16 protein-coding genes are annotated in these 21,467 nt (G+C 40.9%); 6 read left to right on the plus strand and 10 right to left on the minus strand.

The features are described 5' to 3' along the window. Positions 1 to 49 precede the first annotated feature (49 nt). The 9 genes from OSCI_RS05880 to OSCI_RS05915 all read right to left on the minus strand — a co-directional run bounded on the left by OSCI_RS05880 (position 50) and on the right by OSCI_RS05915 (position 9,767). Positions 50 to 1,426, minus strand: coding sequence for a radical SAM/SPASM domain-containing protein (locus OSCI_RS05880; protein ID WP_007353958.1), 1,377 nt, complete (start codon positions 1,424 to 1,426; stop codon positions 50 to 52). Between the two features lie 170 nt (positions 1,427 to 1,596). Further along, the gene (locus OSCI_RS05885) at positions 1,597 to 2,181 is read right to left on the minus strand and encodes a hypothetical protein (protein WP_007353959.1); all 585 of its coding nucleotides are present in this window, start codon (positions 2,179 to 2,181) and stop codon (positions 1,597 to 1,599) included. Between the two features lie 318 nt (positions 2,182 to 2,499). Further along, the gene (locus tag OSCI_RS05890) at positions 2,500 to 3,156 is read right to left on the minus strand and encodes a hypothetical protein (protein WP_007353960.1); all 657 of its coding nucleotides are present in this window, start codon (positions 3,154 to 3,156) and stop codon (positions 2,500 to 2,502) included. A gap of 221 nt (positions 3,157 to 3,377) precedes the next feature. Then, complete coding sequence (locus tag OSCI_RS29640) at positions 3,378 to 3,548, minus strand: amidohydrolase family protein (RefSeq protein ID WP_007353961.1); 171 nt, start codon at positions 3,546 to 3,548, stop codon at positions 3,378 to 3,380. A gap of 103 nt (positions 3,549 to 3,651) precedes the next feature. Further along, positions 3,652 to 3,999 (minus strand): DUF4351 domain-containing protein, encoded by a 348-nt coding sequence (locus tag OSCI_RS05895; RefSeq protein WP_148288924.1) that lies wholly within the window; start codon positions 3,997 to 3,999, stop codon positions 3,652 to 3,654. Between the two features lie 84 nt (positions 4,000 to 4,083). Beyond that, positions 4,084 to 5,016: a DUF4351 domain-containing protein gene (locus tag OSCI_RS05900; RefSeq protein WP_007353963.1), complete on the minus strand. Its 933-nt coding sequence runs from the start codon at positions 5,014 to 5,016 to the stop codon at positions 4,084 to 4,086. 109 nt (positions 5,017 to 5,125) lie between these two features. Continuing rightward, entirely contained in the window at positions 5,126 to 6,211 is a 1,086-nt protein-coding gene (locus OSCI_RS05905; protein WP_007353964.1) for an amidohydrolase family protein, read from the minus strand. Positions 6,212 to 6,218: 7 nt separating this feature from the next. Continuing rightward, on the minus strand, positions 6,219 to 7,058 hold the full coding sequence (locus OSCI_RS05910; protein WP_007353965.1) for a Uma2 family endonuclease: 840 nt from the start codon (positions 7,056 to 7,058) through the stop codon (positions 6,219 to 6,221). 405 nt (positions 7,059 to 7,463) lie between these two features. Further along, the gene (locus tag OSCI_RS05915; protein ID WP_007353966.1) at positions 7,464 to 9,767 is read right to left on the minus strand and encodes a TOMM precursor leader peptide-binding protein; all 2,304 of its coding nucleotides are present in this window, start codon (positions 9,765 to 9,767) and stop codon (positions 7,464 to 7,466) included. Positions 9,768 to 10,678: 911 nt separating this feature from the next. On the opposite strand from OSCI_RS05915, the gene OSCI_RS05920 reads away from it, so the two are divergent. Then, a complete protein-coding gene (locus OSCI_RS05920; protein WP_007353967.1) occupies positions 10,679 to 11,551 on the plus strand; it encodes an exosortase-dependent surface protein XDP2 in 873 nt (290 codons plus the stop codon). A gap of 498 nt (positions 11,552 to 12,049) precedes the next feature. Here the strand turns inward: OSCI_RS05920 and OSCI_RS05925 are convergent, their stop codons facing one another. Continuing rightward, positions 12,050 to 13,072, minus strand: a complete 1,023-nt coding sequence (locus OSCI_RS05925) for an AEC family transporter (protein WP_007353968.1) — start codon at positions 13,070 to 13,072, stop codon at positions 12,050 to 12,052. Positions 13,073 to 13,296: 224 nt separating this feature from the next. On the opposite strand from OSCI_RS05925, the gene OSCI_RS05930 reads away from it, so the two are divergent. Genes OSCI_RS05930 through OSCI_RS05950 form a run of 5 tightly spaced genes read left to right on the plus strand, consistent with a single transcriptional unit; the run spans position 13,297 to position 21,373 of the window. Then, entirely contained in the window at positions 13,297 to 14,505 is a 1,209-nt protein-coding gene (locus OSCI_RS05930) for a Gfo/Idh/MocA family protein (RefSeq protein ID WP_019487790.1), read from the plus strand. A gap of 44 nt (positions 14,506 to 14,549) precedes the next feature. Continuing rightward, complete coding sequence (locus tag OSCI_RS05935) at positions 14,550 to 15,488, plus strand: glycosyltransferase family 2 protein (RefSeq protein WP_007353970.1); 939 nt, start codon at positions 14,550 to 14,552, stop codon at positions 15,486 to 15,488. After that, positions 15,481 to 16,890 (plus strand): ABC transporter substrate-binding protein, encoded by a 1,410-nt coding sequence (locus OSCI_RS05940; RefSeq protein ID WP_007353971.1) that lies wholly within the window; start codon positions 15,481 to 15,483, stop codon positions 16,888 to 16,890. The genes OSCI_RS05935 and OSCI_RS05940 overlap by 8 nt, the downstream gene beginning before the upstream one ends. Before the next feature lie 57 nt (positions 16,891 to 16,947). Continuing rightward, positions 16,948 to 19,974: an ATP-binding protein gene (locus tag OSCI_RS05945; RefSeq protein ID WP_007353972.1), complete on the plus strand. Its 3,027-nt coding sequence runs from the start codon at positions 16,948 to 16,950 to the stop codon at positions 19,972 to 19,974. Further along, positions 19,961 to 21,373, plus strand: coding sequence for an adenylate/guanylate cyclase domain-containing protein (locus tag OSCI_RS05950; protein WP_007353973.1), 1,413 nt, complete (start codon positions 19,961 to 19,963; stop codon positions 21,371 to 21,373). The genes OSCI_RS05945 and OSCI_RS05950 overlap by 14 nt, the downstream gene beginning before the upstream one ends. Positions 21,374 to 21,467: the final 94 nt, after the last annotated feature.

Genomic DNA, 21,467 nt, shown 5'->3' on the forward strand with positions numbered 1-21,467 from the left:
CTTTTCCAGTTCCTCCCCTTTACAAGGGGGGGCTAGGGGGGGTCTTTTTTTACCTCATATATTGGTAAATTTCAGTTACCGTAGTCGTCATTGCCAAAATTCCATCTTTAGCGGATCTAGCAATAACCTGAGATTTCCACATATCGCAATTTTTACAGGCCGATCTACGTTCTAACTGATTCAGAATTAAATCCCGCCTCAGTTGGTTAAATAAATCTCCCTGCCAAATTTCTTGGAGAGTTTGTTGATTGTAATCGCCCAAGCTCTCAATATCGCCGTCGAAACCTAACCTAAATAGGGTTTCAATACAATAATATATCCTACCATCGGGCAAAATAGCCATTTCCATAAAGGGAAATAGACAAGCCCAGCGACCTTGAGCTTTTTGGAGGTAATATTCTAGTGGGCTTTCTACAGTGTTATTGATATTGGCAAGACGCATATTTGTCTCTTCGTATTTAGCTACGTTCAAAACAAAAACGCTGTTAGCTTTGGCAAGCCACCGCTCTCGGAATTGTTCCTCTTCTTCCCTGGTAACGCCCTGATTTCTGACGAAAGATGTCCTGACTTCACAACCCACTCTCAGGCGATCGCGCAGTTGAATGAACTGTAGCACATTAGATTCAACTCGGCTCAGGTTCGCCCCCCTGACTTTAGTATAAGTTTCTTGGTTGGCGGCATCAATGCTAATATCAATACTGGTTAACCCAGCCTGCAATAATTCTTGTGCTATCTCTTCATTCAGCAGTTGGCCGTTGGTGGTGATGTGAATCCTGGGAACTCCCTGTTGCCGACATAGTTGCACGAAATCTACTAGCTTGGGGTGCAGCAATGGCTCTTCTACGCTGCCGATTAAAATTGCGATTTTCTTTTCTCCGCATTCCCTAGCAATTTTCTCCATCATCTGCCACGACATGGCTTTATTGCCAGTGAAGAAATCGGTGGTATGGGTGGGTTTCAGCACAGCGCTATGATAGGGACACATGACGCATTTCAGATTGCAAGTATTCCCCACAATTACCCTCACATAGGCAGGTTTGACTGCTATCCCGTAATAATTGGCAAAATAATGTAGTTGCTCATCAATATCGGTTTCTGAAATAAAAGTAAAGGGAATTGAGTTGAAATAATTTCCGCCAGCTTGATTTTCAACTTCTTGAAATAACTGTTTTGATAGATCGCTAAATTCCTGGGGATATAAATAAGCGAGGGCAGGATAGGGAGGTAAACCCAATTCGGAAGCAATAGGCAGTGTTGGCTTAAAGGCTACTGCCTGTTCACCGGATTGTATTGCCGCTAAAAGCCTCTCAATACTTTTGATATCCAAGGGAATGCCATGAGGGGGTATTTCCAGTACCATGTCTGGCATTTCCCACTTGTTTTGAATTTGAGTTGGTAAGAGGTTTTGAGGATCTTTGATAATCATAATTTTTTATTTTTGTAAGAAAAGGAAAAAACCCGCCTTTATTGTAGCGCGGGTTAAGCTTCTAGCTTGTTAGGGTTTGATTTCTTTAAATTGTTGAGATTGAATTGATGGTAATGTACAATTCACCTAATGATCCCATTCATACCTAGCTAGAAGTTAATTAGCTTGGATCAGGTAGTGGATGTAGGAATGTAAGGATTTGCGGCATAAAAGTAGGGGGGATGATTTACAGGAGACTTCAACCACTCTTCTAACTCAGATGGATGAAGTGAGGCAATTGGATCTGTAGAAATTTCTGGACGTGGGGGGTAAGGTATCCACATAGTAAACACTCCTTTCTCTCCTGGGTTAGCAGCCTGACCAGGTAAAGGATCGTCTAAACTCCCCTCAAATTGATTTACAGTAACTTTAAATGAGTAATAAAAGCCTTCCTCTTCGTTGAAGATAGGAATATCTTGAGGTTGAAAAATATTCCTCAGTAATTTGTATTCAACTGAATTAGGATCGCTAGCTAGTAAAAGCTTACTCAGATTTTGCGATTGTTTAAAATATTTGTCTAGTTCTGAAGCCCCTGGCCTGTTGAGCCATATATGAACAATGAGATGAGAAAGTTTTTTGGATTGGACTAAAATTCTTTTGACAAAGTTACCTGTTACGTTTGAGTCAGGACTATTTGAGTCACAACCATGTTTTGATTTTGCAATAGCTTCTGCAACGATTCCAGCGTTGGCAATAAACTGTCTCGCTCCCACCATAGTATGATTCTCCTGGTATTTTTTGGGTCAACTAATTAATATACTAATAGATTTTAATTGTTGTGTCAAGCTAAGCGGCGATCGATAAAGTCAATCTATTTTTGTATCGCCAGTTACACAGATACTAGATTTGACATAGAATTATCAATGGTTGCCTCAGTGGATTTACGGATTGTTTTAATGTAAAAAATTATGAACAGATCGGAGAGTTATCTTTTATTTATTAAGTTTAGACGAAGAAGATGAAGAAGGGTAGTTTATCGCCCCTTCTTCTATTGCTTGCTGTTAGCCTAAGCTGATTCCTAGTCTCTTCACTAATCAGCTAGTGGAAACTGGAATAAAAAGGTTATTGGGATAAATGTTATCTGTCATTTCATCCCCAATCCAATCGCTTAATTCATCTTTAGTAACTGTTGCTTCACCAATTTGCGGGCGCGGGGGAAAAGCAATCGAATACCGAAAAGCATAGGGCGTTTCTACAGTAGGATCTTGAAGTACGCCCACAAAAGAAGATACATCCACTGAAAATTCATAGTAAGGGCCTTTTTGTCCGCCTAAGCGTTCTCCAAGTTCGGCTTCATTAAACATTGGAGAAATATATAGCTCCTGATTTTTAATCCGTGCTTCCCCAAAGACACTAATTAGTAACTTGGATTCCTTGTTATCATCTCGTTCTCCCCGAAGAATTTCGGATGTCGCTAACCAAGCTCTAGGATCTGCTCTAAACAACCGTTTTAAATTTTGATTAACTTGACTTTGGTTATTTGAGCGATCTGTTGATTGATTGGAACTGGCATTAGGTTTGACAAAATAAGTTTTTAATGCTCTGGCAGTTTGAGTTTCTATTTTATTGGCATCCTCATCAATCCAGCGCCATATATAAGCAATAACTTGAGAAAGTTGTTTGCCTTGAAATCCAATCCGAAAATCGTAGATAGATGACTTTTGAATGGTTTTGTTTACCTGTGTGTACATAATATGTCTCCTTATTTTTTGTAGATGAGCCTGAAGTTCACGGTATTGTAACATGAAACCAAAAGTTATCTCAGATAATTTGAATATCTTAATAACTTTTAACAATAATTTTTGCCGCTATTACTGGCTAATCAATGCAAGCCGTAGAAACGCCGAGGATTGTTCCAAACAATCTTTTGTACCGTTTCTTTAGACAAACTATTTTCGAGCGCGATCGTTTTTTAAACAATATCGAGCTGACCATCCATGTGGGGATAGTCGGAACCAAAAATCAAGTTATCGGCACCGATGCGATCGATAATTTGACCCAGATAAGCTTCCGTCGGCTCAACGGCAATAAAGCACTGGCGACGAAAATACTCTGAGAGCAGCACCTTAACGCGATCGCTCACTTCTCAATGTAAACTTCGATACATTTATTTATGTCCTTTGATAATGCAACAGAGATCGAGAACCGCTATAGAATAGACGGCGATCGCTCTTGAATTGTGAATATTAAATTTGTTGCAGCCAGTTTCTTAAATCTTCTGTCGAGGAAAAATTCAGCAATGCCTTGGCTAAATTTTCTAATTGGGCTAAAGATAACTGACTGACTATCTCTTGTAACTCTGGGGGAATAGTTCCAATTCGCTGTGTAAGTAGGAGTTGAACAATTGCTAATTCACCCTGTTGCAAACCTTGTTGCAAACCCTGTCGCAAACCTTCCTCCATCCAGCTAGTCACAATGTCCATAACTACTGCCTCTTTTTCTGGTTCCAACTGAGCAATATCCGCCTTAAACAATATCTCTTCTTCTGCATTCAACCGCAGATAAACATCCACAAACCCAGCAATTAGTTTCATTTTAGCTGGATTTATTTTCAATGTTGCCATCAACCGCAAACACTCATATTTAACTCGACGGCGATCGCTTTTGAATTGTTAGAATTAAATTTGTTGCAGCCAGTTTCTTAAATCTTCTACTGAGGAAAAATTCAGCAATGCCTCTCCTAAGTTTTCTAATTGGACTAAAGACAACTGACTGATTTTCTCTTGTAACTCTGGAGGAATAGCCCCAATTCGTCGTGTAAGCTGACGTTGAATAATTGCTAATTCACCCTGTTGCAAACCCTGTTGCAAACCTTGTTGCAAACCTTGTCGCAAACCTTCCTCCATCCAGCTAGTCACAATGTCCATAACTACTGCCTCTTTTTCTGGTTCCAACTGAGCAATATCCGCCTTAAACAATCTCTCTTCTTCTGCATTCAACCGCAGATAAACATCCACAAACCCAGCAATTAGTTTCATTTTAGCTGGATTTATTTTCAATGTTGCCATCAACCGCAAACACTCATATTTAACCCGACGGCGATCGCTCTTGTCAATTCGCATTTTTGCCATCAGCGCCGCCGCTACCGGATTCTCCTGTCGCAGGAAATCCCGCCAGTTGAGTTGGTTGAGTTGCACAACATCATAGTTAAACTTTAGCACTACTTTGTTCGGGAATGCCACTTGATAGGCATTGGGCTCTAGGGCAAGGGGATAAGGGTAGGAAAAAATCGCGATCGGATAAACTGGTAAGTGATATTTTTCTGACAAGCGGGAGAAATAGCGAAACATTCGTTCCCCAAAATCGGCTTGTTCTTGGGCTTGGTGTTCTATATGTATCAAAAAACAAGATTCTTGCCCTCTAAATTTGCCTTGGGCAACAATATCGGTTTCGTATCTTTCTCCGGCAGTGATATCAGTAAATACTTCTTTGTCCAGAAAAGTAATCGAATCTTGGTCTAGATAAGCAGCTACTTCTGGGAAAAATAACTGGATAAATTCCCAGAAAAAGGTAGTTATCAATTCTTTAAATAAGCGATCGTGGTCAATCATTGCCGCTAATTTTCTTTCTTTGGGATATGTAGTGGAGACGTTCCGGTGGAACGTCTCTAGGAACTGGGATAACCCAACATTTTAGACTAGACGTGCTACTATTAGCTAATCAATACAAGCCATAGAAACGACGAGGATTATCCCAAACAATCTTTTCTACCGTTTCTTTAGACAAACTATCTTCAAGTTCTATCATTTTGTTAACAATATCTGGCTGATGATCCATGTGGGGATAGTCAGAACCAAAAATCAAATTATCAGCACCAATGTAATCGATAATTTGACCCAGATAAGGTTCCGTCGGCTCAACAGCAATAAAGCACTGCCGACGAAAATAATCTGAAGGCAGCATCTTAACATTGTGGCTAACTTCCCAATGTAAATTCCGATACTCTTCATCCAATCTCCACAACCAATAGGGCAACCAACCGCAACCCGATTCTAAAAATGCTACTCTCAACAAAGGATGACGTTCTAATACTCCCCCTTCAATCAGCGCTAAAAGTGCCATCATTTGTTCCATAGGATGAGAACAGGCGTGAGTAGCAAAGCGAGTCTGAAATCGATCTGCGCCTGTAGTTGGTAACAAACTATGAGTGGATTCATGGATACCAATAGCAATTCCTAACTCTTCGCAAGCAGTCCAAAATGGCTCGTAGGCAACATCACTCAAAAGTCTACCTTTAACTGGATTGGGGCGCAAAAACACCGCTTTCCATCCAAATTCAGCAATTTTATGTAATTCCGCAACCATCTTTTCTGGGGCATGAAGATTAATTGCTCCCACACCTTTTAACCTGTCGGGATCGTAACTACAAAATTCTTCATATAACCAGTGATTGTAAGCGCTAGTAAAGGCTCCGGCTACTTCTGGAGCCATACTATCAATTGACCACAACCACAGTCCAAAAGTAGGATAAACAAATGCTATATCGACTCCCATTTCTACCATTGCTTGAACGTGGGATTCCACATCAAAGCGCTTCAAATAAGAATTAGGGTGAGCCTCCATCATCTGCTTATTACCAACTTTTTCAACTTGCTCAGAAACCTGATTAGTAATCTTTTCCCCTTGAATTCTCATATCTGGGGAGGGAGCAAATTGCTTAAATTCAGGGGCGAGATATTTTGCCCACATTTGAGAGGGTTCAAAAACGTGAGAATCAGCATCAAGAATTCGATATCCGTTCAGCATAAGACAATCATTCCAAATCTGAGGGGCTAATGCCCAAAATTGTTAACTGTTCGAGAGAAAGCGACTTTAACTTCTCAGCTAATTCTAGCCGCTTTTGTCGTTCTCGTTCTGCCTGTGCGATCGCAAATTCCGCATCTGTTTGTACCCAATTTCCCACACTATCATACCAGCGCAACCAGCGCCGATTAATCCCCTCAAAATCCCCTTGCCAAACTCCCAAACCCAATTTGAGTTCGGGAATCCAAAACCGAGGATTGTCAGCATCTAGGATTAGTTCTTGATAGCGCCCACCATCGAGTTTAAAAATCCGCAAGCGATCGCTATACCGACTAAATACCGCATAATAAGGTACGCGCAAAATCCGCTCGTAAACATCCCACTTTCTCGGCGGTATTTCTCGCGTTGGTTGTCCATTATTCTCCTCAGTAGCATCTACTTCCGCTTCTACAAATTGCCCCAAATCTTCTTTTTCCGTTCCCGGCGACAGCAATTCCACCACTAAAAACGGATTTGTACCTTCTTGCCAAACCACGTAACTAGAGCGCAAATCCGTCTCTTCGTACAACCGAGAAACATCCACAACTAGAAACCAATCGGGACGCTTGTGCCACAGAGAATGATGGACATCATAGTACAAGTTTAAATCTGAACCGACAAAGATGCGATCGCTCGGATAATCTGGCAATTGTAACGTGCGCGATAGCAACTGAGGTTGCCAGCTATGAAACTCATCAGGCAAACCAGGTTCCTCCGCATCTTCACTAGGGAGATCGTACATTGTTGGCAACGTCTGCTTCGGCGGCAGAGGCGTTTCTGTCTGGGGAATTGGCGATCGCTGTTGTAGCATGACGATACCAGAGAAAGTCTTATTTCACATTATATTATTAGGATATGGAGTAGGGGCGGGTTCGCCGATCAATTATGTCACCTACCAATAACCTTAAAAAACCCGCCCCCACCCAACGAATAATCCCGAATAATGATCGCTGAATAACAATTAAATTTAATTAATTGTTGATTTTTTCGTGGGGTGGGGGCGGGTTTTTATGATTGTTCGATTAAATTTAATTAATTGTTGATTTTTTCGTGGGGTGGGGGCGGGTTTTTATGATTGTTCGATGGGTGTCAAATATTTCGGCGAACCCGCCCCTACAGGAATTACGCTCATTTAACCGGACATAATCTAAGTCCTGACCCAGTAAAATTACCAGAAATTAGGCAATGAAAGCAGACTTTTTTTACTCGGCATTGCTTACATCCACATTGGCACGGGATTCAATTGATCCTCTAAAAGCGGTGCTGGCAACCAACCCAATTGCACGGGAACATCATAAAGTCTTCCTGCATCTAATCGCTTCCACATATGCCGCATACCAGGAATAATTACCTTAGCTACCCGCAGTCCAACATCAGGACGAGTTTGGTCTAAAACTAACATTTCCATGCCCTTACTTTCTACTATTTGTTGACAAAGCTTGACATCATCTAAGAGATCGTTAGTTGCCATTACGGGATAATCTGCCCAAACTTTAGGAGTAGTATTTGGATCGGGAATTAAATAGGGTTGATTAGCCATAGTAGCAGTTTTCCACCATTCTACAGCTAGAGGATCGGGAGAAGCCGGATATTGGGTACTACCATCAGCTTGAGCAAATAAAACATTAGGTAGAATTTGATTGACTTCCGTTAAAGCGCGACTGAGAGCAATCTTGGGGTCAAAATGAGTACCATAGCCGATTACAATGTCTTCGACTGGGCGATCGCACCTCCACGTCACCGCCGCAAAAGTGGGAATATTTAAGTCGCTAGTCAGGTCTAAAATCGTCAGTTCCCGATTGATACTTTGATAATATTGTCTCAAGTTTGGGAAATAAGGATCGTCAAAACTATCTAGATCGACTTGGGGTTTCTGAAGCCGATTATACCACCACAAAGCCACAGCATCCCGCTCGACTAATTCCATGAAACCTTGCAGAATTGCTTCTTCAATGGTGTTACCCGCCGCACAACCATTAGAGTCTGCCCAACAGTCAGGTTGATAGCCTGGAGAATAGCCATAATAGCAATAAGCTGTGGGCAAATATTTGAAGGTTTGATGAGTCAAAGACCAAACAGGTGTCCAATCAATTTCTCTGTCTGGATCGAAGGGTTCTGGAACTTTTTGAAACCAACCTTGACATTCAGCATTCCATTGTTGCCGATGTTGATATTGCTGTTCGCTGAAGTTCATGCAATCGTTGGGATGAATGGCGCGATCGCCTAATTTATTGTAACTACTTTTTTCTCTGATTTCATCTCCCTGAAAAACTCCAGAATACCGTTCAATAGCCTCACAAAAACCGCTGGCTCTAGCTTGAGCATCGGTTTTTCCTTTACCAGAACTTCGACCGCCGAGATTTTTTTGTAAGTTTTCTAAATCGTCAAAAACCGTGAGAAAATGATGTTTAGCCACATAGGTATGATTGAGAGCATTAGTTTGAATCTTACTCAATCCCCGCACAACTCCAGTAATCGGGCTAATATGATGTTGATATTTTCTCAGGGTTTCTTCTGGAGAACAAAAACGGTGTCCGCCATCCTCTGTAAAGTTTTTCTTCCGATGTCCTAAAACTACGGGGCGGGGTTTCTTCGCTAATCCCTTAGCCATCTCTCCACAAGTAGGACATTGGGGACGTTTAACGAGGATGTGATCTTGAGTTTGGAGCGCGATCGCATCATAACTTACCAGAGTGCTAGTTAATCTGCGATTCTCTCCTTGGGCAATCCATTTAAACACCTCCGTAGCTGCCATGCTCAGGGCAGTTTGTTTAGTAGAATTGAGAGTAGCAAGGGGAGGATTGATGGGGGGAATGTCTTTATGCCTTTCGATAAAACTTTCCACAGGGTTGTTGTCTTGTAATCGTTTAGCTAAACAATGCCAGCAACCTGTTTTTTCCGGGGCAAATATGGGGCCGAGCCAAGGAGTTATCCCCAAGGGTTTAACTAACATCCAAGTAGATTGCGACTGTAAAGCTTTTTGGTTAAATTCCTCTAGTCTAGGATCGAGATAATTGTCCGCTAAAACTACGGTAATATCCCCTGTTTCTGCAACTTCAATATGCAGAGATTCCAGCAGATTAATCAAGGCTTCTGCCGGAACTGAACTGAATGATTTTACAGCTACTTTGGTCGATTGCAATCGCTGCTGCACATCAGCAGGGGCAATATTGAGATGATGACAGAAGATGGCTAAATCCGGCGGCAGAGGATTGTCTTCTAACTGAATATAGCCCTGTTTCTCCATTTGAAACAGAGCGTATTGGGTTTTGATGCTGGTATTGAGAGCATCTTGAAAGAAAGCCGTATTTTCAGGGTCGGATTCTTGGTCTGCCAGTAACTCTAGAAGAATAGCATCAATAATTTTATCGCTGTCGCGATCGCCATCAATCAGACTAGCCAATTTCTGATATAGGCGATCGCGCAACCAACCAGCGCCTTTTTCGGAGACAAAAAACACGCGATCGGGCTCTATAGCTTCGACAGCGTAAGCAGGATTGAATTGAATGCGATTGAACATAGTCTATAACGAGGGGCTAGGGGCTAGGGGCTAGGGGCTAGGGAAGAAGGAAGAGGGAAGAGGGAAGAGGGAATTGGTGTCAACTTAAGCCGAAAGCCCGTCAGGGGTTAAAACCCCTGTCTAATAGCTAAAGTCCTCTGAAGAGGACTGAAGAAAATTGTTAAATTTATTAGTCCTCTTCAGAGGACTTGATCTTTGAGACAGGGGTTTTAACCCCTGTCGGATTCAGGGTTTGACTTTAAGTTGACACCGATGGGAAGAGGGGAAAGGCTAAAATGGTTACTTTTAGAAGCAATCCCTAGATTTTAAGCGCTTTCTTCCCTGGCCATAAGCATTATAGTCCCTAGTCCCTCGCTTCCTATACATAGTCTGACTTGATGGCAATGCCTCAAAGCAACTTTACTAGGGCTTACGCTCATGGCTCCAGAAACCGGGTTTTTGAGAGCTTCTGGGGATACGGGCGAAATATTTTCGTAAAAACCCGGTTTCTTTGGTTGGGTGCCTAAGTCCTATCCTACCTAAGTACACAGAGACAGGCGCAGAGCGAGTTCAGAATAGTGTGGAGGCTTAGCCTGTAAGGGTTACACCCCCCTATTTTATCTAAGATAGTCTTGCTTTCCCTTTGATTGTTTCTATATCTTCAAGTTCACACTCTCAGCAATCATACGTAAACACGATCAAAATTGATTCATAGAATTAAGAAAATCAAGGTAATTACCGAAGTATTTAAACTCTGTTACTCTCTTAATAAACAAAGCATTTAAAAACTAAGAGCCTGAATTTACCTTGTGTGAAGTAGCAGTGAAGCCTCAATGAAGATTCTCCTAAAACTGACCTCTATAGGAACACTAATCAAAAATTAATAGATAATAAAAATATAGCAAATTTTCACCCACTTATCACTAATCACCATGAATACCAAACTACTCCCAACCTTAGCTACTCTTGCTGCTACTTTAGGCACGCTTGCATTTCAATCACCAGCTAAGGCATTTAATTTTACAACTAACTTGACAACTCCCAGCGTACCAGATGCTAAAAGTGATATTTGGTTAAAGTCAGTTACATACGGCGGTAAAACAACCAGCGATTTTGCTTTCGTCAAGGCTGTAGACATCATCAACAATACACCAGTTAAAAGTGGTTTAAACCCGAATACGCAAACAAGCAACCCTGAAGATAAGACAAAAAGTAACGATAATAGCGGCGCAGCCAGTACAGATAAAGGTGATAACGCCAGTTCCCCGATAGTTAATGGACAAGCAGTAGATGTATCGGGAATTAAGAACCCAACTGGAAGCGAAATGGCTGCTTATCTTGGCAACAATAACCTTAACAACATTATCGACACTGAAGATGCGGGTTCGTTTAAACTTAACCTATCGTTTACTACAGCAGTAGCAAACTTATTCTTCTGGGAACGGGGTATGAATAGCACCCTTAGAGTTCAAGCTTTGGATGCTATGGGAAACCTGATTGGAAATCTTCTAACTCTTAATTCCAGTAGTTGGGGAAAGGCTGGATATAGTATTAACACCCAAGAAATTGGCGGTTCTCAAAATGTGGGCGCATGGGGTGTTAGCTTAGCAGATTTAGGAGTGAGCGGCCCGATTGGTGCAATTCAAGTGAGCACTAACGGCTCCCTTGGCGATAATGGCCCTGACTTTAAAGTAATAGGTGGAGCAGCAGAAGCAGTACCCGAACCGATGACAATGGCAGGTTTAGCCTTGGGTGCTAGTGGAATAATCGCCGCACGTCGCCGCCGCGCTAACAAAACTGCATAATTTCTCAGTTTAAATTATCTAGGACTTACGCATAGAGTCCCAGAAACCGGGTTTTCGAGAGAATCTGTGGGTCACAACCAAGGATTTTTCTCAAAAAACCCGGTTTCTTTGGTTGTGTGCGTAAGTCTTGTTATTTATACTTCTCTCGTCATTGCGAGTCAAGCGCAGCGCGTCAAGCGAAGCGCAGTTGCGAGCGAAGCGAAGCAATCTGAGGTACGAAGCAATCTGAGGAACGAAGCAAACAGAAGCAATCTCAGGGACTAGGTGATTGCTTCACTTCGTTCGCAATGACATGACTACGTTTATTTATGCCCAACTACTTATGCTTCTATCGTCATTGCTTCACTTCGTTCGTAATGATATGGCTACATTTATTTGTACAAATTCTCCCAATTATAGTTTTATGTAAGTCCTATTTTTAGGAGAATTAGTATTACAAAAGCCACCTACCTCCTGCCTTCTGCCACCTGCCTCCTGCCACCTGCCTCCTGCCTATATTTAAAACCCAAATAGCCATAACCATATAGGGATAGTAAATAACACAGCTCCGCAGCCAATTGCTACAGTAGTTACTGCCAAATCTCGGTCTAAACCATATTTTTCTGCAAACAAAGTAGTGATAAAAGCTGGAGGCATACCCATCAGCAAAACTAACAAAAGTCTGGGCGGGCCAGTGATGCCAAAAAACATTAAGCCCGTGCCAACAACCAAAGGCGTTAACAACATTTTAATAGCGAGACAAGTCAATCCCTGTTTGAGATTATGAAAAGATGAAAGCTTACTCAATTGTATCCCAATCATAATTAAGAATAAAGTGATTACTGTCCAAGCACCCGTCTGCAATATTTTATCCGCTTGTGGAGGTAGTGGCAGAATTCGCACGACTAAGCCAATCCCAAAAGCCCATAATGCAGGATTTTTTAATATTGTCAAAAGGGGGCCTTTCCAACCTTCGATCTTGGGTGCAGTACCGTAATAAGCTGCTAGTGCTACGCCGAATACATGGATACCGAGAGTAATACTTAAGTCATAAAACAAAGCCCAAGCAAAGTAGTCTGCTCCCACTAAAGACAAAATAATGGGAAAACCTAAAAATCCCGTATTTCCCACCATCATTGCAAATAAAAAACTGCCTTGAGTTGGTTTACTCCAAGCACTTTTTATCGCTCGGCTATCTTCCTCAAATGTTGCCCTGCTGTCAACATTTTTGGGATTTGTGAGGCCGCGAGAAATAGCTTGCAGGCGCTCGTCGTTGACTCCTAAATCGATCCAAATCCAAGCTAATCCTGCCCCTACAAACAAAGCAGTCCACGCTGTTAAGGGAGAAATTATTAGGTATCCAGAGAGGTTAGCACGACGCATGAAAGCAATAATACTAAATGGTGCGCCGCAGAAAAATAGGAATTTTCCTAAGCCTGTCGAGGCTCCTTTGGGTAGATAGCGACCGAGGATAAATCCTGTCAATACCCATCCAATCAGAGTGGCATAGAGTTTGACTAGGGGATTGTCTAAACTTAACATAGCGGATTAGATATTGAGAAGTTGAGGGAGTAAGAGTATATACTAAGAAAACTATCAATTTCCCGAATATTGACGTAATATTAACTGGATATTGTATAGTAAAGTAGTAGAATGGGTACATATCCTGTGAAGAGATTTATCTTGATTGGATAGGATAATAGAGTCCACCCTACGTTTAATTATCTTCGACCACTTATCAGCAAGCATAATTATTGGTTGTAGATATGTCATTGAATACTGAGCAGAAAAAGCTGAATCTGTTGATAATTGGTACTGGTATGTATGTTTGCGGCCGCAGTACCAAGGGTTATGGAACTGTGTTACCAGCGGTAATGCAGCAATATCAGGCGGGGACGATCGATCGGGTGTTAGTTGCTAGTAAGTCCGCTGAGTCTTTTGCTATTTTTGATGCTAAGCTTGGTGAGCTTCAGGAGTTAATGGGGATAGAAATGCCTTGTGTGCGTTACCCGATGGGGAATTGCACGGATGGCAATGCTTATCGAGAGGCGATCGCCAATTTACCCGATCCAGGCGCGGTAATTATTACTACGCCGGATCATTTGCATACAGAGATGGCTTTAGCTGCGATCGCCAGTGGCAAGCACGTACTGGTGGTTAAACCCCTATCACCAACTGTAGCGGATGCAGAGCAAACGATCCAAGCTGCGGAAAAATATGGAGTTTACGGAGCTGTGGAGTTTCATAAACGCTGGGATTTAGCTAATTTGAAACTTCGCCAAGCGATCGCTGATGGTTCTATTGGCGATCCGCTGTACTTTCATGTAGAATTTAGCCAGCGCAAAATTATTCCGAGCGAAACTTTTTCTGCCTGGGTCGCGGATACTAATATTTTTCAGTATTTAGGTGTACATTACGCCGATCTGATTTATTTTGTCACTCAAGCTTTACCCCGCCGAATTGTTGCTACTGGACAAAAAAACTGGCTGTCGCAACGCGGCATTTCCAGCTATGATGCGATTCAGGTATTGATTGAATGGTCGCAGGGCTTTACATCTACGATTTTGACCAATTGGATCGATCCTAACTGCAATGGTGCGATGTCTCAGCAAAAAATTGAGGCGATCGGTACCGCAGGGAGGTTTGAAAGCGACCAAACAAAACGGGGCGTTCAGACTATAACTGACTTAGGGGGGATAGAAGATATTAACCCGTACTTCTGTCAGCCTTATAGGAGGCTGGATAGCGAGTATACTGAATATCGAGGGTATGGCATAGACAGCATCACTCAATTTCTTAAAGATGTCGCATCGATTGTAGAAGGAAATAATTCCCCTGCTGATTTTGAAGGGCGGCGACCGACATTTCGAGATGCTTTGGTATCGACAGCATTAGTCGAGGGTGCTAGATTAAGTCTGGAAAATGACAGTCAATGGGTGTATTTTACTGAAAAATTCCATCCCTATTTGAAATAAGCATGGTTTTACCCTAAGTTTCAGCCTGAAATTAACAGCAAATTATGGCAAAGCTTGTATCAATTATTGTTCCTTGCTTTAACGCTGAGAAATGGCTGATAGCAGCCATAGAAAGCTGTTTTCAGCAGTCTTACAAGCTGATTGAGGTAATTGTAATTGATGATGGTTCTACCGATGGAAGCTTAGAGGCGCTCAAAAGTTACAATGGTAAACTAACTTGGGAAACTGGGCCAAATAGAGGCGGAAATTATGCGAGAAATAGGGGGATGGAATTATCCAGGGGTGAATACATTCAATATCTTGATGCTGATGACTATTTACTTCCTGATAAAATTGAACGGCAAGTTAAATTTTTAGAGGAAACAGGGGCAGATATTGTTTATGGAGATGTGAATTATCAGTATCATTTAGAGAATGGAGAAATTCTCCAGGAACCTGTCAATATTTTCGGAGTTTCTGGAAATTGTAAGGATGTGTTAGAATCTTTGTTGGCTTATGGCTGCTTACCTCCAATTGCCTATCTTTTTAAGAAAAGTACCATTGTTAATAGCATTAAATGGGATGAAACCTTAAAATGCGGACAAGATCGAGATTTTCTGATTTCTTTACTCATAAAAGGAGCGAAAATCATCTACCAACCAGGTTCTTATTCAGTATATCGCAAATATGGCAATGTGACAGTTTCTACGTCTAATAGAGCCCTGTTAGTAGAAAGTTTTTGTAGAATTTTGGCAAAAGCAGAAACGCAACTCATTGGAGCAGGAAAACTTGAACCTAAGTATCAAAAAGCTATAGCTCAAGCATATTACTCAATGACTCAAAAGTATAGTAAAGACGTTGATTTATGGTGTTATTGCCGATTGGTTAGCAACTTTATTTTAATGTGGATGAAGTTATTGCTCATAGAAAACAAAAGGGCTATTTCCAAGTCTAAATTAAAAATAAACATCTTATCTAATGAGGTTGAGAAAGACAATGCGTAAGCAGGTATTTACATTAATATTACTGTTTTTACTGTTTTTTGGGTTAGCTACTTGTAGCCATAATACTCCGACAAATCTCGCGGAAAATTCACTACCACACCAAAATCAAAGTTTCCGAATTTGGTGGTCGCAAGGATTTTTACCAGAAGAGAATGAGGTAGTAGCAAGACTCATAGATCGATGGGAAAAAGAAAGCGGTAAAAAAGCTGAATTAAGACTAATACCGCTCAATAACATTGATGCTGAGACGCAAAAAGCACTCAAGGATGGTAATCCTCCTGATGTGCTTTATAGTGCAACGGCAGAAACAAATTTGATTCCTAGTTTGGCGTGGCAAAATCAGTTAGCTGATGTCTCCGATCTGATTAATCCTCTTAAATATTTGTACAATCCTACGGCTTTAGAAGCCGTATATTTTCAGAATAATATATCTAAAAAACGGTCTTACTATTCATTACCAATAGGACAGCAGGCAACACATATTTTGTACTGGCGAAATCTCCTACAAGAAAGTGGTTTAAACGAGCAAGAAATTCCTACTAATTGGGATAATTTCTGGCAATATTGGAAACAAGCTCAGGATAGTTTACGCCAAAATGGTAAGTCAGATATCTATGGCTTGGGTTTAACTATGTCAGCTTTGGGTACTGATACTTTTTTAATTTTCCAACAATTTTTGGAAGCCTATAATGTAAAAATCTTAGATAAAGATGGTAATTTATTGCTGAAAGATCCCGCCAACCGCGAGGGGATAATTAAGGCATTAAAACAGTACGCTAACTTTTACAAAGATGGCTATGTACCCCCTAGTTCTGTAGAATGGAAAGACTCTGGCAATAATGTCAGTTTTCTGGAAAGTCAATCGCTAATGACGGCTAATGGTACGCTGTCAATTCCTTTAACTCAAAAGTTGGAGCAGAATCCATACAATAAACTATCGACGGATCTTTATCTTAATAAAATGGTAACGAGAGGTTGGCCAGAAAAGCCAGGTGGAGGGGAACTCACTTCTATATTAGGTGTTAAGCAGATAGTTATATTTGAAGCTTCTCAACATAAAGCCGAAGCTAAAAGTTTTCTTTCCTATTTGCTGAAACCGGAAAACTTAAATCAGTTTCTTAAAGAGGGAGGTAAGGGGCGAATCATTCCCGTAATGCCAAAACTTTTGCAGGATTCCTATTGGAATAATCCCACAGATCCGCACATACCCATAGCAATTAAGCAACTTAATGGCTTGACTCGCCCTAGCTATGAAGTATTTAATCCTGCTTACAGTGAGGTGCTTTCTCAGAATATTTGGTCTAAGGCTATTCTGAGTATTGTTAAAGATGGACTATCACCTGAGCAAGCTGGAGACGAAGCAATAGCCAAGATTGAACAGATTTTTGCTGAATGGAAATGAAGTTAGAGCGATCGTGTTAATAGTTAACTATTAACATTATTTATTAGGAGGTAAACAATGAAGTTTTGGAAACGCAGCCTACTAAATCAACTTGTCAGCTATTTTTCAGTATTGTCAGTGGTGACGGTGAGTATTGTGGCTTGGGCTGCTTATACTCGTGCTAAAGATGCTTTACAGCAATCTGTTCAAGATCGTTTAACGGTGGCCACTTCCCTGAAGGAATTTCAACTTAATCAATGGGTTGAAACTCAACGCAAGGATGTGCTTTTAATGAGCCAATTGCCAGAAATACAACAACAAATAGCTATTTTGCTAACTGTAGATAACTTAGATCCCAGCTATAAAATAGCTGTCGAGCGCCTCACAAAATATTTTTCAGATATAATTGCTGTTAAACCAAGTTTGCAAAGTGTTCTCATTACCACGAATGGAGGATTTGTGGTATTTGTTTATGGAGAAAACACGAATATTCAAGGTAAATTTAGACCTTTAGGAGATCCCACCACTTATTTTACTCGTGAAGGTGCTAATGCAGTTGTTCCCAATTTTTACGCCTCAAATGGAAAATCTGCCATCACTTTTGCCACCCCAATTTTAGATAGAAATGGTGTCAAAATGGGTGCGATTGCTGTTAACTTGGATCTTAAAGGTGTAGACGACTTAATTAGGGAAAAAACTGGATTGGGCAAGACAGGAGAAACTTATTTGGTGGGTCGAGCCAATAATAGAAATATCTTTATATCAGGGGATGAAAAAAACACAAACTCAGACGAAGGTGTGAATAGCTTTGGTATTGATGCCGCGCTTGCCAAAAACAACGGTCAAGGGCTTTATAAAAACTATAAAAAAGTTCCAGTTATTAGTAACTATCGTTGGCTCACCAATCAAAATCTCGCATTACTAGCAGAAATGAGCCAAGCAGAAGCTTTTGAACCCGCCAACAGACTAGCCAGAGAAATCTTGCTGATTGGATTGAGTTCGGCTGGTATTTTATTAGTAGCAGTTTATCTGATGTCGCGCCGGATTACTCAGCCAATTCTGGCGATTGCCAACACTGCAATAGAGGTAGCTAGCGGGAATTTGAACTCCTCAGCACCAGTTCTCACCGAGGATGAAATTGGGATTTTGGCACAAGCTTTTAACCAGATGACGGGTCAACTAAAGCTTTCCAATCAAAAGCTTTCAAATTACAGTCAAACTCTTGAACAACGGGTGACAGCAGCTACAGCAGAACTTCAAGATACTATGAGTTATCTAGCCTCAATTATCGATACAATTGCTGATGGCTTGTTAGTCACAAATTATAACGGGAGAATCACTCGTTTTAATCCAGCTCTTACTAATATGTTCGCCCTCGATCGCCTCGATTTAACAGGTAAATTTACTGAGGAGATATTCGGGAGTGAAGTATCTAAATTGATAGATAATACTAAACAGCCTCCTCACGAAATTTCAACTGTAGAGTTAGCGCTACAAGGTGGCAGATTTGCTAAGGGTTCCGCAGTTGCAATTCTTAAAAAATCTGCATCGGATAGCCAAGCTCCAACTTATATTGGTTCCGTAATTTTGATTCGAGATATTACTGCGGAAAAAGAAGTAGATCAGATGAAAACAGATTTTATTTCTACCGTTTCTCACGAACTACGAACTCCCCTTACTTCTGTTCTAGGTTTTGCTAAACTTATCCAGAAGAAATTAGAGGAGAATGTCTTCCCAATCGTGGTGACAGAGGATAAAAAAGTTCAGCGGGCCGTGAAACAAGTAGGAGATAATCTTCAGATTATTGTTAGCGAAGGTCAACGGCTAACAGACCTGATCAATGACCTTTTAGATGTTGCCAAAATGGAGGCAGGTAAGATAGATTGGAAGATGCAACCAATGAAGGTAGATGATTTGATCGATAGAGCAATTGCGGCAACTTTTGCTCTGTTTGAAAATAAAGGACTAGAGCCAATTAAAGATATAGAAGAGAATCTACCTGAGTTGGTTGGAGATCGGGATAAATTGATTCAAGTAATGATTAATTTGCTTTCTAATTCCATCAAGTTTACCGATAAAGGCTTTGTAACTTGCCAAGCTAAAAAAATCGGCGATAAAATTAAGATTAGCATCATCGATACAGGTATGGGAATCAGCGAAGCCGATCAACCAAAAGTATTTGAAAAGTTTAAGCAAGTCGGTGAAACCTTAACAGATAAACCTAAAGGTACTGGTCTAGGCCTGCCGATTTGTAAGCAAATTATAGAGCATCATGGCGGCAAAATTTGGGTAGAAAGTGAGTTGGGTAAGGGCAGTAATTTCTCGTTTATATTGCCCTTAAAGCCAGCAGAAGAAGCAGAATCGAGCCTCAAGAAGCTAGACATGACTACCTTCCTTAAACAGTTGAGAGATCGTGTTTCTAATGCTACACTGGGTGGCAATGAACAGAAGAAAACTATTCTAGTTGTGGATGATGAGGCTAACCTCCGTCAACTACTAAGACAACAATTAGAGGCAGAAGGTTACATCGTCAAGGAAGCAAAAGACGGTAAGGAAGCAGTAGTCATGGCTAAACAGGAACTACCAGACTTAATTATTTTAGATGTGATGATGCCGGAAATGAATGGTTTCGATGTGGCAGCTATTCTCAGAAACGATCCGATGACCATGAGCATTCCTATTGTTATTAATTCTGGTATTGAAGATAAAGAAAGAGGTTATCGTATTGGAGTGGATCGCTATTTTGTGAAGTCCAGTGATTCAGAACCTATGCTTCAAGAAATTGGCTGGCTGCTATCTCAAGGCTCTTCCAAAAAGAAAGTTTTAATTGTGGATGAAAATGTGTCAGAAGTCAGAAGTTTAGCCGATGTATTGAAAGCGAGAGGTTACAGCGTGACAGAAGCTCTTACGGGTGAAGAGTTCAGGAATAAGGCGATGTCTGTAAAACCAGATTTAATTATTGCTAATGCTGATGTTTGGCAAAAATCTGAGATTTTGCAAGCTCTGAGATTTGAAAAAGATTTAGAAAATACTTTCTTCCTGATGCTAGGAGAAAATAAAGGAGATACTATACAGATAGATATAAAAACAAATGAGCCAAATTAGCCTTAAACGCCTTGTTTCTCAAAAAGAAGCATTATATCTAATTCATACTCTCCTCAGTGTGATAGATACGCGAATCAGTATTCAGACTGTTGACGGTAGATTATTAATGGGCGACTCTAGTCAGAGTCAATCTCAATATCCTGTGGAAGTGGATGGAGAGGTAATTGGATGGGTGTTAGGAGAGCCAAAAGCTGCTGCTATCGCTTCTTTACTAACCTATTTGGCAGCTCAAGAATTGGAAAAAAAGACTTTAGCAAAAGAAGTATTAGATAAATATCGAGAAATTAATCTTTTTTACGCTCTTTCCGAGAAGTTGACGGCTTGTTTAGATGTGCTAGAAATCGCTAAATTAGTAATTCTTGAAGCTCAAAAACTGATTCAGGCTACCAACGTTTCTGTAATGTTACTCGATCCTCAAAGCCAAAAACTGGAGATCGCTGTCGCTGATGGCAAAGAGTCAAAAACTAAAATGCAGTTGTCTCCTGGTATAGGGATTGCTGGCAGCGTACTTTTAAACAATAAAGCGGAAATAGTTAATAATGTTTGGAACGATCCGCGCTTTGTAGCGGGTGAAAATTCTATTATTTCTTTGATCTGTGTCCCACTTAAAACTCAGAATGGCTGCCTCGGTGTGATTAATATTAGTAGCGAAGAACCTGCGAATTACAAAGCCCAAGATTTGAAATTTGCCACGAGTCTTGCTTCCATAGCAGCGGCAGCGATTGAGAATGCTATGCTCCATAAAAATAAGCTGCAAGAAGAGCGGATTAAAAGCCAATTGGAACGCTACATTCCGCCGCAATTAGTAAATGCAATTATTACCGCAAAAGAAGGTGATATCTCTTTGGCTCCGGCGAAGAAAAGCATAGCTATTTTATTTTCAGATATTAGAAATTTTACTACTAAATGTGAGGAATTACCTCCCGAAATGATTGTGGGATACTTGAACGAATATTTTACCCACATGGTAGATGTGATTTTTAGCCATGAAGGGACTGTGAATAAGTTTGTGGGGGATATGATTGTGGCAATGTTTGGCGCACCTGCTAAACTGATAGATAATGAGAAGCAGGCGATAGCGGCCGCGATTGGAATGCAATTGAGGTTAAGAAATATTCCTGTTGACTGGATTAAAGAAAATTTCCTCACGGGTATTGGCATTAGTTCTGGCGAGGTAGTTATTGGTAACATCGGATCGCCGCAACACCTTGACTATACTGCAATTGGCGATGAAGTAAATTTGGCATCGCGGCTGCAAGGCATCGCTCAAGGGGGACAGATCCTTGTCAGTAGCAGTGTCTATGAAGCTACTAAGGGCTTTTTTACCTATCGCGAAGTTGGAAACATCACGGTTAAAGGAAAACGCAAAAGTGTAGACGTTTTTGAGGTAATATATTAGGGAAACGGTGAGTGGCTAGTCGTGAGTTGCTATTCGTTAGTTGTTAATGGTCAATTATTAAGGGCTAGTTATTAGTAGAAATTTCACACTAAAT

This window comes from Kamptonema sp. PCC 6506 (assembly GCF_000180455.1).
In the GTDB taxonomy this organism is placed as follows: domain Bacteria; phylum Cyanobacteriota; class Cyanobacteriia; order Cyanobacteriales; family Microcoleaceae; genus Kamptonema; species Kamptonema formosum.